A 14,672-nucleotide genomic window follows, 5' to 3' on the forward strand; every position below is an offset into this window, starting at 1 on the left:
ATAAGCAAAAGATTGCCATGCAAACTGCATAAAACTGCAATTAGTATCGGATTTACTAGTTTCTGTAGGCTCTTGAGGTAAGGAAGGGTAATCAATCCAAGAGGAGTCCCCAGTACAGCCGGAGGCTTCTAATTCTAACGATTTTTTATTACTAACCTTATTTTCGTAAGAGTCATTCGATTGTAAAGCTTCCCCTCTAATTTCTGTGGAATAACAATGTATTGGGGAGAGGAAAAACGAAGAAACTATGATTTTCTTTAAATAATTCATGATAAATCTTCTCATTCGCATTTATTTGAGTGGCCAAACTACAATAGTTACAAATAAAACGAATCTAAATTAGTTAATAATTTAGTGTGGCTCTGGAACGGCGTGTCTTCTCTGGAATTTTTTGTCTCAATCCTGTCTACGTTCATGGGTGAGGCAAGCTGATTGTAAGAACTATGCTCTATACAATATGCAACGTTATTAAACGTTTGACACTGATCTCCCACATCCTAAACCCGACACTGGCAAAATCCAGTGTCGGGTTTAGGACCCCGCTTTTGTATAGGGCACATTAGTGTCAGCTTCTGCTGGCCTTTTTTATGTGCGGCTTCGGCACACCTGAACATAGTCGTTTTACTTAAAAAACGTACTATCAGCATTATGGTGGGCTGGGCGAGGCAGCTTCGGCTGGTCGTTCCTATGCGCGGTAGTCCTAACCTTGTTCAGTTCACCACCCGAAGTTTAGGACCTTCTTGTGGTGATTTAATTAAGTCGCATAGGAGGCCTATCATGCCTAATCTAACTATCGTTAATAAAGACATCCGCACACTTGATAATTTGTACTCGTTAAATGATTTACATAAAGCAAGTGGTGGACACAATCGACATCGTCCAAGTATTTTTATTAAGAATCAGCAAACTCAAGAACTGGTTAATGAAATTGAGCAAAGCAGTAATTCCTGCTTTGCTGTAAACACCAAACGTGGCGGTAGTAATGCGGGGACTTGGGTATGCAAAGAACTTGTTTATTCTTATGCAATGTGGGTTAGCCCTAAGTTCCATCTAAATGTCATTCGTGCGTTCGACAGTATGCCCACAGCTGCAGCTCTTCCAGCTCCAACCGTTCCGCAAGACCTCTCCTTAAACGACTTAATTTTTGAGTAGGCGAAGGCGAAAAACGTAACAACGCAAACTGTACATGCGCACTACAATTCTGTATTCAATACTAATGCTTGGTCACAAGGGCATGGTTTTGAACATACATTGGCAAAAAGAGTACTTAAACAAGACTTAGAAAATGAATTGCGTAGTCAAATCCCAGAACTGCAGTTACTTAAGCAGCAAGCGAGAGAGCATGGCCTAGCATTGGTGGATGGAAGTGAATCCCAAGGCTTTTAAGGCCGAATGCAAATGCAGCAAAAGCAACTCGAGAAGTTGGTAGATGATGTAATGGCGTTAAGTCGAAATCATAGTGCGCTGACAAGACATATTTTGTGATAGGTATTACTAATATTTAGTAACTCAATGGGAAATTAGACGAGAAAAACCATATTATTGACCTGCTTTCTATCTGATAGCTCAAAATATGTCGCCATTGTCGCCATTGTCGCCATTGTCGCCATTGTCGCCATTGTCGCCATTGTCGCCATTGTCGCCATTGTCAATTTTGGTTTTTTGTAAGGTTTTGTTCTTAAATGATTTAATTTGCAATTGTATATAATAGCCAACTTTCTTTATTATGGGTTGAGCAGGCGAGGTTAATGACCCAATTAAGGCGTTCGAACCATGTGTTTGAACAAGTACGACTGCGAATTCGTTTATTCGGCCTTGAGAAGCGAATACAAAGAATCAGACAACGTTGGCTTTGACGCATTTTAATTTTCCAGAGTTGCGTTATTGGTTTCTCAGAAGGTGAGCGTTATTTAGCCGAGGTCAACTTTATGAATCATCATGTGTTTGCGGTCGTACAGGGTAAAGTTATTCAAACCAGTATTGAAGCTGTCTCCAATTTAGTCTTAAAAGGTAAAGAAGAGTGGCGTGATGCAGTCAGTTGTCCTTCGGAAAGGCGTTCGATAAAAATTGACACCCGTGGCGGTTACGAAAGCTCGAAAGGAATGGCTTTGACCGGCTCTCAAATCTTGTCAGAGAGAGTCAATAGTACTGATTCAGTAACGGCGCTCAACGCTCAAGACAATCTCTCTTGCTTTGTTTTTTCTAGAGGTGAGTGTGGGCAAGGTGCACCGAGGGTGATGAGATGACGGCTCATTCTGAATACGCTGCGTCTTCATCCATTTCGTGTTTGAGTCGGCTACTTGAGGAAGCGCCTTATTTGTCGAGGTGCAGTGACAATAAAACCGCGATGCTCATCAGACCTCGAAACTATGCGGTCAGATGGCCGTATATGCAGGTTAATCGTAAAGATATGCAGGTTAATCGTAAAGATATGCAGGCGTGGATGGTGTTTGACATCGATCATGACCATCGAGCTGTCCCCAACCCGTATATTTGGCAAGATGAAGGCTTGCCACCCCCTAATCTAATCGTTCGAAACCGCACCAGTAATAAAGCCCACCTTTTTTACGCTATTGTGCCGGTTTTCACCAGCGATCAAGCACGATCCAAACCCATTCAGTACCTCAAAGCCATTTATCGCGCCTTAGCATTACGACTTGAGGCGGACTTGAGTTATTCAGGCCCTGTTGCCAAAACGCCCTTTCATCCTTGGTGGCAGACGACCGAACTCCACCGCAGTGTCTATGAACTCAATGAGTTAGCGGATTCTCTTGAGCTGGAGACAACGCGGCCATGGCTTCGTCAAGATACTGATGTCTCTTATTCTCGAAACTGTACTTTGTTTGAACACACTCGCCGATACGCGTATGACATTGTCGACGAAGAAAGAGAAAAGGGCAGTTATACGAGCTTTAAACGCCGTGTCGAGAGTTTCGCTCATTATAAAAACACCTGATCAGCTTACTGATCGAAGATCAAAAGATTTCCCTTGATTGTGATGATAAAAGGAAAAGGCTGGTAGTACCACTTGGTAAATCGCGTCAAACACATCTTGATATGGGTTGGAAGTGCCCTGCTTTTTAGATTTGGTTGTGTTAGCTAATTGGGTGAACTTGATAGTGATAGTTCTTCAACTCTTCACTTGTTTGGCACAACTCAAATGTGAAATAAGGCTGGGTGACTAAGCACTGAGTGAACCTGTCTAATTCATTCGTATGTATAAACAGCGAAATGGGTGCAATCTGACGGTTTTCATTATCGAAGCAGTTATCGATATGTGCTCTGTCGATATAAACTACGTCCATTTCCTGTTTAGGGGTCTCTTCAATAAGTTTTGTTTCTAATCCGCTCTTCTCAAAGCGTTCTAACAAGGCATAAAGCTTATCAACGTCGTTTTGACTTTCTATCGCTGAATATTGAGATAAAACGCTTTCTAAGTGTTTTTCGATTGAGCCAATCTTATCATGAAAATAGCAAGGCTCTATGGCAGAAAGCAAAGTGACGTAACTTGCTAGTTGTTCGTTGTAATGCTTAAACCGTGTACCCATCGTAGTCACAATATTTTCAATTTTAGAACTCGACTTTGATTCTAGTCTTGAGGTTAGGTTAAACAACAGGTATTGGTTGGTGAGAAGCCTAATAACTTAATTCAACGCGGCTGGTGCCATCTTCTTTAGGTTTTTTACAGCCTTGATATTATCGATTAGTAACGGATGGATAACTTTTAATGAAAAGTGTATTACCTATGTAATACATTGACAGGGCGATGTGTGTTTATTGTTGTGTATTACACATGTAATATATGAGGTGTCTACTATGAAAACAAAGATCATCAGCGCAGCGAACCAAAAAGGTGGCGTTGGAAAAACCACGACTCTTGTCAATTTAGGAGCTGAGCTTGCACGAAAATGAAAAGTGTTAGTCATTGACCTTGATCCTCAAGGGAACTGCTCCAAAACGTTAACCGGACAACGTGATTTTAAGTTTGAAGAGACGGTTGCTGCTTTGTTTGATAAGCCTAAGGTTGTGTCCATTGTCGATTTAATTCAACCTGCAAAGCTTAATGGAAACTCCATTGAAAACCTCTATGTTGTTCCCGCTGATGTTCAGTTGTCACGTGTCATCGAAACATCACTGACAAAGATTAATCGTGAACGAATTTTAGAGAAGCAATTGGCAAAGTTAGGTGATACCTATGATTTCATTCTTCTTGATACTCCACCAAACTTATCCCTAACGACTCTTAACGCAATCCAGGCCTCAGACCTTATTTTGATCCCTGTTGATTCAGGTGCATTTTCACTGGACGGCATTAGTCCTTTACTCGAAGCTGTCTCTGAAATTAAGGATGACGAAGGCAACTATCTGATCCTGAGGAACGAGGTCGATTCAAGAAACACTATTATCAATGAGTTCATTGATGAGGAATTGGAGGTAGTACAAGATAAATTGTTACCAGTATCTGTCCGCCGTTCTGAGCATGTCGGCCAAGCTAATGCTGTTTCTTCTCCTGTGCGTTTTTATAAATCGGGCTCTCTTGTTAATAATGATTACCGTAAACTCGCTGCATTTCTTCTAAATTTAATGTAATACATAGGTAATACACATGAGTAAGTTAAAGAAACGAGGATCTATAACAGCTATCTCCACTCACAAGAACGAAGGTTCAAGTAAGTCGACGGGAATTACGACTGTCAAAAAGAAAGTGACGACATCTTATAAGGTGCCTCCTCTGACTCTTAGAATGTCACTGACTGATAAAGAACGGATAACCGATTGGGTAGCAAATCTGCAAGAGCAGACAGAGAGAAATGTGTCTGCAGCAAAATTGTACCGAGCCTTGGCTTTATATCAAGACAAGATCGATGATGAAGATCTCATCGAGTTGATCAACAAAATGAATTAAACATGTATTACCTATGTACTACATGTCTTAGATAAAGGCTCGTTATAGACTTTAAGCGATGTCATAGAGCCTACCTCAGACTTAACTTCAAACATTGATGAACATGACACTTGAAGAGTCTTGTTACCTGTTCTTAGCCTCATTTCCTTGTAAAGACAAAACTGTAAACGTGTCTTTATCACGATTCTTATGTTGCCTTAGGCGTCATCCTGCGGGCTAGGCCCTGACTGTCCTAAGAGTCTTAGCACCTTGTCGTTCCCTTTTCGTTGATCTCTCTATCTTTGAATAAGTTCGAATAAGGGCTTGTTTTCTTATGCGCCGATTTCTTTCACTCGCCTCATTTTCGGGCTCGCAGGCTGTTAACCGTCTCTCCACACAACCTGTTTTTCAAGGGAAGCTTCGCCGCTGCGCGCCCTTGCAAAGCAGAACGATGTTGAGAGAGCGGACAGCCAAGCGGCTCCGAAAAGTGATACTCAAACAGAAAGGAAACTCTCATGGCGCAACAAAACTCAACCCCAACTCTCTCTAATTCAAATTCATCGACCAGCGTTTCGCCGCTGGAGCACGAAAGCTCACCAAAAAATGATATCTCTAGTCCTTTGGCGGTATTGAAGTTGCGCTATCAAGTCAAAAAGTGTCGTGATGAGGTGAAAAGAAAGTCTGATTTTGTTTCCAAAATCCAGCGTTTGAAAATGTTCAGTCGTCGTCAGTCGCCAGAGCAACTGGCTGATATCGCCGCGTTAAAAGACCAAGGGTTCGTTGACGCTATCAAGCAGCAGTTTCCGCAATTGGTGTCGCGTCGTTTTGCTTTCCATGAAATCCGTGACTTTTTCATCGAATTAAATGGCGCTGGCTTTGGTGAATGGTTTCTTCACGAGCGAGTGGATCACATCATTATGTACACCACTTACGGGTCTGTGTTTCCCGCGTTGCGCTTTGTGCCAATGGGGAAGGGGACGTTTAAGTGCTCAGGATTTTGTTTTGATGTGCGTTTTGGCGCTTAGGGGGTCACATGACCGTTCGTTCTACAGTATCCGCTGACATATCAATGCACGTGATTTGGGTGAATTCAACCGACTTTTGCTCCACCGTAAAGGCCGTCAAGGTTCATGAGATTTTGGTGAATGAGTTTGGGTATACCGACTCTTTAATACTAGAGGAAGGCAACCGAGGGAAGGGGGTGAGTATCAGTGTGTGTGATAACACTACCACCATTAAGCAGATGCGAGAAGACTACGCCTACGCGAAGAAAACGGAAAGGACGATAGAAACCACCTCCAAGCATCGTGCATCGGCAAAGGCTTTACTCTCTTCTCTGTATGACGACTGAAGTCTGCTTATTGTGTAACGTCACAAACACTCATAAGAGAAGGTCATTAGTGTGTCTGGATTTTGTTTCGATATTCTAGTCGTTCGTGGCATTTAAGCGGGACGATTTTTAGACGAGCAACGCCCTGTTCGGTCCTGTACTAAGTGGTCAACGTTATCGAGTGAGCACGTTTAGGCTCTTTTGTGACAAATATGAGCGCGTCGTCGGAGGAGGAGTCCTTGGTTGAGGGGGATGCGAACATTCGGTGTGCAATCATCCAGTCAAGTAAACCGAGAAAAACTATCGTCACGAGCAGGCATTAATATCGAGTGGCGCAAGTCGAGTAACCAGCAGGGCGCCCTTTTGGTGGGGAAGGGACCTTTCTAACTGGGCGACGTGCTTTGAGTTGAGGTACTGGCTTAGGCTGTCCTTTTGGCTTGTTGTCGCGACTTCCTTTAAACCGTCCCATTTGAGAACCATCGCGTCAGGGAGGCTTCGCCGCTGCGCGCCCTTGCGCTACAGAACCTGCAACTGGGTACGGACAGTCAGACGCTCACCAAGACCGAAAGGAAATACCATGTCAGCACGTGTTCAATACTCAAATGTTTCGTTATTCACATCAAAAGAAAAGGGCATCCTTGACCAGGCCGCAAGCATTCTCAAATCCAAACTGTTTATTTCAGAACAAACGCCATTAACCTCGCCTGAATTGGTGAAATCGTTCTGCCAAACGTCCTTGGCCGCTTGTGAGTCTGAAGTGTTTGGGATTATCTTCCTCGATAATCAACATCGAGTGTTGCGCACCAAAGAGATGTTCTACGGTACCGTTAATGCCGCTTCGGTCTATCCGCGTGAAGTCGTGAAAGCGTCGCTGGCCACGAACGCGAGTGCCGTTATTCTCTATCATAATCACCCGAGTGGTGCGCCAAGAAGCGCATATGTAAAACGCAATGTAATTGCTTGATTTCAAGGAGTAATCAATGATTAGAAACGCATGCAACTTCCATTAGGCTGGCTGTTGTATGAAGCCGTTTTGACAATGTGGCTGACATTTCCCCTACGAAATGGAGAGCTGCTAATCAGAGTCTTGCTAAGACTACGAAAGAAACTGATGTTTGACGCCTCGAAGGTTGGACTGTCTGTTATGAAGGTAGGGACAAGACAGAGTCACTGGATCTCCACCTATGACGGGGGGAGAAATCTCGCTTGGATAGAGACTGAACGCTCCTACAGAGATACGAGTTCAAGTCTCCCAGTGACGAGCACGGCGACGAGCCGTGCAAGGGGTACAGTCAGAGTCTAAGGCAAGATGGTGACGTTACATATGTGAACTTGGGAACTTTCTATTGTTATCTTGGCAACAAGATCTGGGAGCCTGAACCTACATGCAATTAGAAAGGGCGGAGCCTTCGTAGTAGTCCGAGGTTAGGAAAGCTAATCACATGGCGAAGGGAGGCAGTTTGACAAAACGTTTGTAAAAGTGAATTAAGCAGGAGAACAACGGTAATGTTGCTTTCAACGATCGCCCAAAAACAACAAACACTTGCAAAGAAAGCAACTGAGAATCCAGAGTATAAATTTAATCGTTTATACGATCTTCTTCATTGGGAGACATGGATACATCAGGCTGCTATTAATGTGTTATCTAGGCCAGGAAGTAGGACAGATGGCGTAGATGGTAAAACTCGCGACTACTTTAAACAAACCTATGAAAGACAACTGTCTTTGATCATAGAACAGTTAAAGTCAGGGAATTACCGTCCACTACCTGTAAAGAGGGTCTATATACCAAAGCCGAATGGAACCAAACGTCCTCTCGGTATTCCGGCTTTACGAGATCGTATTGTTCAGGAAGGTATAAGAATGGCACTCGATCCTATATACGAAACGGATTTTCATCCCTATTCCTTTGGGTTTAGGAAAAGTCGATGCACTATGGATGCGATTGCAGTGTTGATGCCCTTAGCTAACTCCATATCAAAACATTTCTATGTTATTGAGGGGGACTTAAAAAGCTACTTCGACACTGTTAATCATCGAATATTACTCAAATTGTTAAAAAAGCGGATAGCAGATAGGAAACTCATCTCTCTGCTCCATCGCTTTCTTCGTGCCGGTGTCATGGAAAAGCAGCTATTTGCTCAAACTCGTGAAGGGGTACCGCAAGGGGGGATCATTTCCCCACTGCTAGCAAATCTATACTTGAACGAATTTGATCAATGGGCAGCGAAGAAATGGCAGCTATCTCAATCAGAAAGACAAAATACGAGGAAAGCGGGTCGCGGTGATTATACCATGGTTCGCTATGCCGATGATTTTGTTGTCGTATCAAATGATGGGATAGCTGGAGTAAGGCAAGCTAAAGCTGAAATTAAGGAATTTCTGGAGGAAGAGCTAAAACTTACTCTTTCTGAGGAGAAAACTTTAATTACACACGTTAACAAAGGATACGACTTCTTGGGGTTCTATATTAAACGGAACTACTCGGAAGGACGATGGGTGGTACACTTGCGCCCCTCAATGAAAAGTGTGAAGCGTGTGAAAGCTAAGCTTAAAAGTCTTACTACACGAAACCAAACTTTATATGATGAAGTTACGAAGATGAAACAAATAAATCAAGTAGTTAGAGGGTGGTGTGAATATTATAAACATACATCTTTACTCAGTGATTTAGAAGCGATCAGTCGCTATGCGTGGCACAGATACCACAAGTGGTTACTGGCAAAATACAAAGGAAGTAGAAAGGTGCAACTCATCAAGGACAAAACATGCACAATCATGAAACGTCAACGATGGGTAGCGAATACATTCGGTATTCAAGTACATCAATGGCTGCCATCAGCAAAAGAGCTCAATCGTTCTCGTTATTGGAATCGTGGCAGAAATGGATTTGAACATCCCTATCTAGTCCCGTCCAGTAACGAAATCCAACCACCACTAGGACTCAAAGGTCCAGAGCCTTCGATATATCTAACAGCACGGATGAGCCGTGAAGATAATAGAGAGTATCCAAAGGACTGGCACTATAGACGACTAAAGGTACTAAAGCGAGATAGCTTTGCATGTGTGATATGCAAAGAACAAAATGACATCCAAGTTCATCACCGTAGAGGCGTTAAATCGTGGGCGGTAAAAGACTTGGTAACATTATGTCGAAAGCATCACATGATGGAACACAAGAAACTGCGAGTTGATGATTGTCAAATGGAGAGCCGGATGCGGGGAAACTCGCACGTCCGGTTCGGAGAGAGGAGTGAGTAAAACCGCCAGCTGTGAAGCTGGTATGGCGAACTTGCTCCTACTCTACGCGACGCCACCCCAAGTCAAGCTGACCGACGCATTACCCGTCAACTGAAGGATGCGTTGGCATTGGTTGATATCCGAGTACTGGACCACTTTGTGGTTTCATTTGAGTGTGTGGTGTCTTTTGCTGAGCGAGGCTGGATTTAAAAAAGCGGCTTATGGCCGCTGATTGAAATAGGGTAGGAGACTACCCTTTAACACATTTGTGGACAAGAAACGCGTTAGAGTTTAAGGTCTAACACGCTCGATATAGATTAGAAGAAGTATCTTGAAACCTTAAAGCTGAGAGGTTGATACGGCGATGTTGAACAATGAGTCTTAGACCTCTAATCAGTCACGTTAGCATGGGTGAAGCCTGAAAGTAATAGACTTAGAGGACGTATGAATAATAATCAACAAAAGTCTGATGAGTGTGTTACCTTGGTTGTTCTCCCTACCGCTTAGTAGGGGCTTCTTTTCTTTTCCGAACTCGCATCTCGGCACTCCTTAGTTGCCCTCCTAAGCCTCATAGCAGGCTTTAATTATGTCTATTTCAACCCAAAAGTTAAGAAATATCTTCAAACTCACTAGAATTGAAAATTTCAAAACCAACTACGATGTAACCCATATCGCTCCTTGGCTACCACTTGCTCAGAAAGTGAAACCTGTCATCCCTTCGGCAATTATATATTGCGAAGGTAATTTCGGTGAAATTGATGGTAAAACCGCTAATGGGCTAGTGAGGCATTCATTAAGCTATCGTATTCTATCGGTTATTGATAGTGTGTCTGCCGGCTTAGATGCTGGAGAAGTACTTGATAACAAAGCCAATGGAATACCGATCCTTGCCAATGCTGAAGAAGCTATCATTCACGCGGAAAGTATTCCCGATTACTTCATTTTTGGCATTGCGCCATCAAGTGGTTTTTTATCTGACTTAGATAAAAGCATCATTTTAAATGCCATGTCACTAGGAATGAACATCGTAAATGGCTTACATGAATTCCTAACCGATGATCCTCTATTTTTAGAAGCTAGCTTAAAGAATAACGTTCGAATATTCGATACTCGCAAACCCAAAAATAAAGGCGATCTGAAAACGTTTAGCGGGAAAATACACAACGTTAAATGTCCGAGAATTGCTGTCATGGGGACGGATTGCGCGCTAGGAAAACGAACAACAGCGACAATATTGGCGAATGAACTGATTAAAAAAGGCCTTAACGTCGTTCTGATTGCCACTGGTCAAACAGGCATTATGCAAGGCGCACAATACTGCGTTGCACTCGATGCTGTTCCTTCACAATTTTGTGCCGGTGAGTTGGAATCTGTCATTGTACAGGCCTATGAAAAAGAAAATCCGGATCTGATAATTATTGAAGGGCAAGGAGCTTTAAGTCACCCTGCGTTTTCAACCAGCGCTTTTATCTTACGTGGCAGTTGTCCAACGGGTGTGATATTGCAACATGCTCCTAAACGTTTATATCGTAGTGATTTTCCTGATTGCCCAATGCCTTCGATTGCCTCAGAAATCAATCTTATCGAAACGTTTTCTAATACCGGTGTTATTGGACTAACACTGAATCATGAAGATATGTCTTTAGATGAAACCTGTCGTGCGATAGACAGTTACACTACCGAATTTGGTCTACCGGTTACTGATGTCTTGTCACAGCCTGTTGAGCATCTACTGCACATCGTATCGTCAGCCTTCCCTATAATAGCAAGTAAACTGGCCGAAAAAGGGTGAACTACCCTAGATTAGACATTGATTGTGGGAAGATTCACCATAACGCTCAGTTCCTGATTACTCAGCTCTCACTGAAAAACATATCCGTCACGCCTGTAACAAAAGCCTTCCTCGGCCACCCTATCATCGCACAAGTTCTTATTGATGCTGGCGCAAAAATGTTAGCCGATTCAAGAATCGAAAATCTTCAAAAGATGACTGAATCTGGCATTGCTATCCCTAAAATGCTGATACGTACACCCATGCTCAGTCAAGTGGCGAGCGTAATAAAATACAGTGATATGAGTTTAAACTCTGAAGTTGAAGTGATTCAGGGGCTTTCACATGCAGCGGAACAACAAAATTGCTGTCACGATATTATTATTATGGTTGAGCTTGGCGATCTAAGAGAAGGTGTGATGTCTAATCATGTGATTGATTTTATCCGTGAGATTGTTTCTTTACCGAACATCACGATAAAAGGAATTGGTACGAATTTAGCCTGTCGGTATGGTGTCGCTCCAGATGAGCAAAATATGAATGTTCTTTCTGATCTTGCCGATGGAATTGAAGCTACATTTGGGATCAGTCTAGAAATTATTTCAGGGGGTAATTCTGCTTCAGTTAACTGGGCTCTTCAGAGAACAGGCTTAACTCGAGTAAATAACCTTCGTATAGGAGAAGCCATTTTTTTAGGCTGTGAGCCTTTAGAGCACGAAAATATCAAAGGCTTACATACGGATGCGGTTTCTTTGACCGCTGAAGTGATTGAATCCAGGACTAAACCGACTTTGCCTTGGGGGAGTCGGGGGTTAAATGCTTTTGGTGAAAAAGAAAGCCTTCAAGATAGAGGGGAGGTCTCACAAGCTATTGTAGCATTAGGCCGCCAAGATGTTTGTGTCAGCGGGCTTAAGGCTCCGAATGGGATTAAGATCATGTCTTCAACCAGTGATCATCTTGTCCTTGAATCCTCACGAAAACCACTATTTGTAGGGGAAAAAGTCACATTCGGTTTAGATTACAGTGCGCTCTTATCTTCTATGTCTTCACGTTATATCAATAAATATTTTAAGGCACCTAAAGGGAGAAGAAAGCAAGAAGGAACGCATAATGCTACGAACAGCAGTAATTATTTCCGTCAGTGTCATGCTTAACGGTTGTCAGATAAGCCCAATGAAATCTAGTGGGCTTGCCGATTATAGAGCGACGGTTATCTCAAGCCAACTGCCACAAGAGTTAGGCTTAATCACACTCGTAAATGCACAGTCAGAAGGCAATAGTGTCACTCTTGTTTTCGTAAAAAAGAAAACGTTGAATATGGACAGCTTAGTAGAAAAAGTCGCCGTTAGTTTTTGTGACAACATCGAAATAAGGCCACTATTAGAGAGTGGGATCTCTTATCGAATCATTACCTTAGGAAAAAATGAGAAAGTAGAAAGCCTTAACGTCATTTCTATAGCTAACTGCTCTAATTGAATGCTTAGCAGTCGAATGGATAAAAGCCAATACGAGTTGTTCAATGTACTCAATGACATTATTTTATTGAAGTTTGACCGTCTTACGCCTTGGGAAAAAAACTTTATCACGGACCTACACCATAAAGCTTTAACTAAGCAGGTCATTTCAACTAAACAAGAACAACTTGTGTTGAAAATTTCAATGAAAGCTTACAAGTCAAAGAAAAAAAACGCACATTCCAAGATTTAATTTAAGACTGTGTATACCTAATCTGTTCAAGGTCCTCTAAACCTTGGACAGATTAGTAGTATTTGCACTTAAAGTATTGAAAATAATCAAGTGTAGAGGTGAATGGGTAACAACTTTCAGCGTAATGGCAATTGAAACACCTAAGTATTTAGGTTCCTTTTCGATTAACACTCAGTACCTTCTGAAAGCAACAATGCATCTTCTAATTCAACCCCAAGATAGCGGATTGTATTATCTACCTTGGTATGACCAAGTAGTAGCTGCACCGCTTGGATATTTTTCGTTTTTGCGTAGACTAACGTCGCTTTTGTTCGCCTCATCGAGTGAGTGCCATACAAGTTAGGATCCAACCCCAGATTAGAAGCCCATCTCCTCACTAAGTATCGATAGTACGAATAGCTAATCGGTTGTTGCTTTCGCCTTTGGCTTGGGAAAATAAAATTGCTGTCATGTAGCGAAGCCATCAAAATCCATTTCATTAGACTCTGCTGAGTTCTTGTCGTTATCTCAAATTGAACTTCAATATCTGTTTTGCGCTGGATATGCTTAACGCGGTTAAATATCCTATCTTGCGAAGATACATCGCAAACTCTGAGAACGAGCAAATCACTTGCTCTAAGTTTGCTATCAATAGCTAAGTTGAGCAACGCAAGCTGCATCAAATTATTTTCAATTTCTAATCTGGTTCTGATCCGTCAAATTTCCTCAAGCCGAAAAGGCTTTTTGACGCCACTTCGTTTCGTTTTGTTGAAAACTACCATGATGACCTCCTTTTTAATTTGGTCATCACGCTTGTAGTTGGAAGGAAATGGACAAAAGCACGTTAGAACAAAGACTCTAACGTAATGTACTAAGATTAGAAAAAGTATCTTGACGCCATAGTCTCTTGTTATAACTATTCTTGACGACTGTACACTTCATCAAACTCATTCTGGTTTAACGATAGCACTGAGATAGATTTGAGTAAGCCTTTTACACTGAGAATTATTAATACACTTGGTAGAACTGCATATGAGACTGAAAAGTGACAGATCATGGTCAATACTCCAACTGTCATTGAAGTAACACCAAGTAACGGTAACATTAGAAACAAACTAGATTTAACCAGTTTTGCTGTTACTCTAGGTATTCTTTGACCACATATACATACTAAAGTAGCAATCATATTCGCCACTAACGAGATGGCAAACATAAAGCCTGATACATCAAGAAAACTCGAAAAATTTTCTGGTTTCCCAACACTAAAAAGAGCCAAGAAAAAGGCAAAACTAGCAGCAAAACACCCAGAATGAATCCAAGTCATATAGCTCAAAAATCGTTTTGAATAGAAGAACTTCCTATAAAACTTTAAATGATAATCCACATTCTGCATATTGAACCTTACTGAATTGTAGCCGCGTTAAGTGGTGAGCAACGCTACCACCTAACCTAAAATATTGTGCCGTAAACACTAAAGCTGAATCAAACCGAAAATGCCAAGCGTTGGGAATCCGTCTTAAACGCTTGTATGCCATTTTCAGGCATAAAAAAAGCACCGCTATTGCGATGCTTAATATCTGAATTTATCTATGCTTTGGCAGGTCCGGCGAGACGTCCATAAGCAGATTTAGGAGCCTTTACCTTCAAAGCTTTACCAAACGATGATTTACTTTTAGAAGCGTGAGCTTGCATACGCTTGATAGCTTTATCTACGTTCACATCATTTGTTTTGTTTGCTGCTACAGTCAACATAATAGCCC

General features: G+C 42.1%; 15 protein-coding genes and 6 pseudogenes. 14 read left to right on the forward strand and 7 right to left on the reverse strand.

Features of this window, described 5'->3' with window-relative positions:
• Positions 1 to 270, reverse strand: a pseudogene (locus F0232_RS24950) (hypothetical protein); the annotation flags it as partial.
• 507 nt (positions 271 to 777) lie between these two features.
• Between F0232_RS24950 and F0232_RS16680 the strand changes: the two are divergent.
• A pseudogene (locus tag F0232_RS16680) lies at positions 778 to 1,485 on the forward strand (KilA-N domain-containing protein).
• Positions 1,486 to 1,566: 81 nt separating this feature from the next.
• On the opposite strand, the gene F0232_RS25200 reads toward F0232_RS16680, so the two are convergent.
• Complete coding sequence (locus F0232_RS25200) at positions 1,567 to 1,698, reverse strand: hypothetical protein (RefSeq protein WP_301338335.1); 132 nt, start codon at positions 1,696 to 1,698, stop codon at positions 1,567 to 1,569.
• A gap of 230 nt (positions 1,699 to 1,928) precedes the next feature.
• Here F0232_RS25200 and F0232_RS16685 point away from each other — a divergent pair, with 230 nt between their 5' ends.
• Both F0232_RS16685 and F0232_RS16690 read left to right on the forward strand, forming a co-directional pair.
• The gene (locus F0232_RS16685; protein ID WP_171750879.1) at positions 1,929 to 2,246 is read left to right on the forward strand and encodes a hypothetical protein; all 318 of its coding nucleotides are present in this window, start codon (positions 1,929 to 1,931) and stop codon (positions 2,244 to 2,246) included.
• Positions 2,243 to 2,953, forward strand: a pseudogene (locus tag F0232_RS16690) (replication initiation protein); the annotation flags it as partial. The gene F0232_RS16685 and the pseudogene F0232_RS16690, both read left to right, overlap by 4 nt.
• Before the next feature lie 142 nt (positions 2,954 to 3,095).
• On the opposite strand, the gene F0232_RS16695 reads toward F0232_RS16690, so the two are convergent.
• Positions 3,096 to 3,641 carry a DUF2913 family protein gene (locus F0232_RS16695; RefSeq protein WP_367613622.1) on the reverse strand — a complete coding sequence of 182 codons (546 nt, stop codon included), beginning with the start codon at positions 3,639 to 3,641 and terminating at the stop codon, positions 3,096 to 3,098.
• A 175-nt stretch (positions 3,642 to 3,816) separates the two neighbouring features.
• Here F0232_RS16695 and F0232_RS16700 point away from each other — a divergent pair.
• The 4 genes and pseudogenes from F0232_RS16700 to F0232_RS16715 all read left to right on the forward strand — a co-directional run bounded on the left by F0232_RS16700 (position 3,817) and on the right by F0232_RS16715 (position 6,236).
• A pseudogene (locus F0232_RS16700) lies at positions 3,817 to 4,590 on the forward strand (ParA family protein).
• A 16-nt stretch (positions 4,591 to 4,606) separates the two neighbouring features.
• Entirely contained in the window at positions 4,607 to 4,906 is a 300-nt protein-coding gene (locus F0232_RS16705; protein WP_171750880.1) for a hypothetical protein, read from the forward strand.
• A 494-nt stretch (positions 4,907 to 5,400) separates the two neighbouring features.
• Positions 5,401 to 5,910, forward strand: a complete 510-nt coding sequence (locus F0232_RS16710) for a hypothetical protein (protein WP_171750881.1) — start codon at positions 5,401 to 5,403, stop codon at positions 5,908 to 5,910.
• Between the two features lie 8 nt (positions 5,911 to 5,918).
• Positions 5,919 to 6,236, forward strand: a complete 318-nt coding sequence (locus F0232_RS16715) for a hypothetical protein (RefSeq protein ID WP_171750882.1) — start codon at positions 5,919 to 5,921, stop codon at positions 6,234 to 6,236.
• A gap of 298 nt (positions 6,237 to 6,534) precedes the next feature.
• Here F0232_RS16715 and F0232_RS16720 read toward each other — a convergent pair whose 3' ends face one another.
• Positions 6,535 to 6,684, reverse strand: coding sequence for a hypothetical protein (locus tag F0232_RS16720; RefSeq protein WP_171750883.1), 150 nt, complete (start codon positions 6,682 to 6,684; stop codon positions 6,535 to 6,537).
• Positions 6,685 to 6,792: 108 nt separating this feature from the next.
• Here F0232_RS16720 and F0232_RS16725 point away from each other — a divergent pair, with 108 nt between their 5' ends.
• The 7 genes and pseudogenes from F0232_RS16725 (at position 6,793) to F0232_RS25060 (ending at position 12,933) form a co-directional block, all read left to right on the forward strand.
• Positions 6,793 to 7,179 carry a JAB domain-containing protein gene (locus F0232_RS16725; protein WP_253820339.1) on the forward strand — a complete coding sequence of 129 codons (387 nt, stop codon included), beginning with the start codon at positions 6,793 to 6,795 and terminating at the stop codon, positions 7,177 to 7,179.
• A gap of 542 nt (positions 7,180 to 7,721) precedes the next feature.
• Positions 7,722 to 9,476 (forward strand): group II intron reverse transcriptase/maturase, encoded by a 1,755-nt coding sequence (gene ltrA / locus F0232_RS16730; RefSeq protein ID WP_171750884.1) that lies wholly within the window; start codon positions 7,722 to 7,724, stop codon positions 9,474 to 9,476.
• A gap of 36 nt (positions 9,477 to 9,512) precedes the next feature.
• Positions 9,513 to 9,665, forward strand: a pseudogene (locus F0232_RS16735) (JAB domain-containing protein); the annotation flags it as partial.
• A gap of 376 nt (positions 9,666 to 10,041) precedes the next feature.
• Complete coding sequence (locus F0232_RS16740) at positions 10,042 to 11,247, forward strand: DUF1611 domain-containing protein (protein ID WP_171750885.1); 1,206 nt, start codon at positions 10,042 to 10,044, stop codon at positions 11,245 to 11,247.
• Positions 11,244 to 12,380: an alanine/ornithine racemase family PLP-dependent enzyme gene (locus F0232_RS16745; RefSeq protein ID WP_171750886.1), complete on the forward strand. Its 1,137-nt coding sequence runs from the start codon at positions 11,244 to 11,246 to the stop codon at positions 12,378 to 12,380. Before F0232_RS16740 ends, F0232_RS16745 begins: the two co-directional genes overlap by 4 nt.
• Complete coding sequence (gene gspS2, locus F0232_RS16750) at positions 12,337 to 12,702, forward strand: type II secretion system pilot lipoprotein GspS-beta (protein WP_171750887.1); 366 nt, start codon at positions 12,337 to 12,339, stop codon at positions 12,700 to 12,702. Before F0232_RS16745 ends, gspS2 begins: the two co-directional genes overlap by 44 nt.
• On the forward strand, positions 12,703 to 12,933 hold the full coding sequence (locus F0232_RS25060; RefSeq protein WP_210442759.1) for a hypothetical protein: 231 nt from the start codon (positions 12,703 to 12,705) through the stop codon (positions 12,931 to 12,933).
• Positions 12,934 to 13,097: 164 nt separating this feature from the next.
• Here the strand turns inward: F0232_RS25060 and F0232_RS16755 are convergent.
• From F0232_RS16755 to F0232_RS16765, 3 genes and pseudogenes are all read right to left on the reverse strand, one after another.
• A pseudogene (locus tag F0232_RS16755) lies at positions 13,098 to 13,694 on the reverse strand (tyrosine-type recombinase/integrase).
• A 134-nt stretch (positions 13,695 to 13,828) separates the two neighbouring features.
• On the reverse strand, positions 13,829 to 14,236 hold the full coding sequence (locus F0232_RS16760) for a hypothetical protein (RefSeq protein ID WP_171750888.1): 408 nt from the start codon (positions 14,234 to 14,236) through the stop codon (positions 13,829 to 13,831).
• Positions 14,237 to 14,499: 263 nt separating this feature from the next.
• Positions 14,500 to 14,664 (reverse strand): hypothetical protein, encoded by a 165-nt coding sequence (locus tag F0232_RS16765; protein ID WP_155407271.1) that lies wholly within the window; start codon positions 14,662 to 14,664, stop codon positions 14,500 to 14,502.
• Between the last annotated feature and the right edge of the window lie 8 nt (positions 14,665 to 14,672).

Origin of the sequence: Vibrio sp. T3Y01, from assembly GCF_013114525.1 — a bacterium.
GTDB lineage: Bacteria > Pseudomonadota > Gammaproteobacteria > Enterobacterales > Vibrionaceae > Vibrio > Vibrio chagasii_B.

Coding starts and splice junctions, on each gene's coding strand:
- F0232_RS16685 (WP_171750879.1), top strand. CDS start 1,929: ATGAATCATCATGTGTTTGCGGTCGTACAGGGTAAAGTTATTCAAACC.
- F0232_RS16705 (WP_171750880.1), top strand. CDS start 4,607: ATGAGTAAGTTAAAGAAACGAGGATCTATAACAGCTATCTCCACTCAC.
- F0232_RS16710 (WP_171750881.1), top strand. CDS start 5,401: ATGGCGCAACAAAACTCAACCCCAACTCTCTCTAATTCAAATTCATCG.
- F0232_RS16715 (WP_171750882.1), top strand. CDS start 5,919: ATGACCGTTCGTTCTACAGTATCCGCTGACATATCAATGCACGTGATT.
- F0232_RS16720 (WP_171750883.1), bottom strand. CDS start 6,684: ATGGGACGGTTTAAAGGAAGTCGCGACAACAAGCCAAAAGGACAGCCT.
- F0232_RS16725 (WP_253820339.1), top strand. CDS start 6,793: ATGTCAGCACGTGTTCAATACTCAAATGTTTCGTTATTCACATCAAAA.
- ltrA (WP_171750884.1), top strand. CDS start 7,722: ATGTTGCTTTCAACGATCGCCCAAAAACAACAAACACTTGCAAAGAAA.
- F0232_RS16740 (WP_171750885.1), top strand. CDS start 10,042: ATGTCTATTTCAACCCAAAAGTTAAGAAATATCTTCAAACTCACTAGA.
- gspS2 (WP_171750887.1), top strand. CDS start 12,337: ATGCTACGAACAGCAGTAATTATTTCCGTCAGTGTCATGCTTAACGGT.
- F0232_RS25060 (WP_210442759.1), top strand. CDS start 12,703: ATGCTTAGCAGTCGAATGGATAAAAGCCAATACGAGTTGTTCAATGTA.
- F0232_RS16760 (WP_171750888.1), bottom strand. CDS start 14,236: ATGACTTGGATTCATTCTGGGTGTTTTGCTGCTAGTTTTGCCTTTTTC.
- F0232_RS16765 (WP_155407271.1), bottom strand. CDS start 14,664: ATGTTGACTGTAGCAGCAAACAAAACAAATGATGTGAACGTAGATAAA.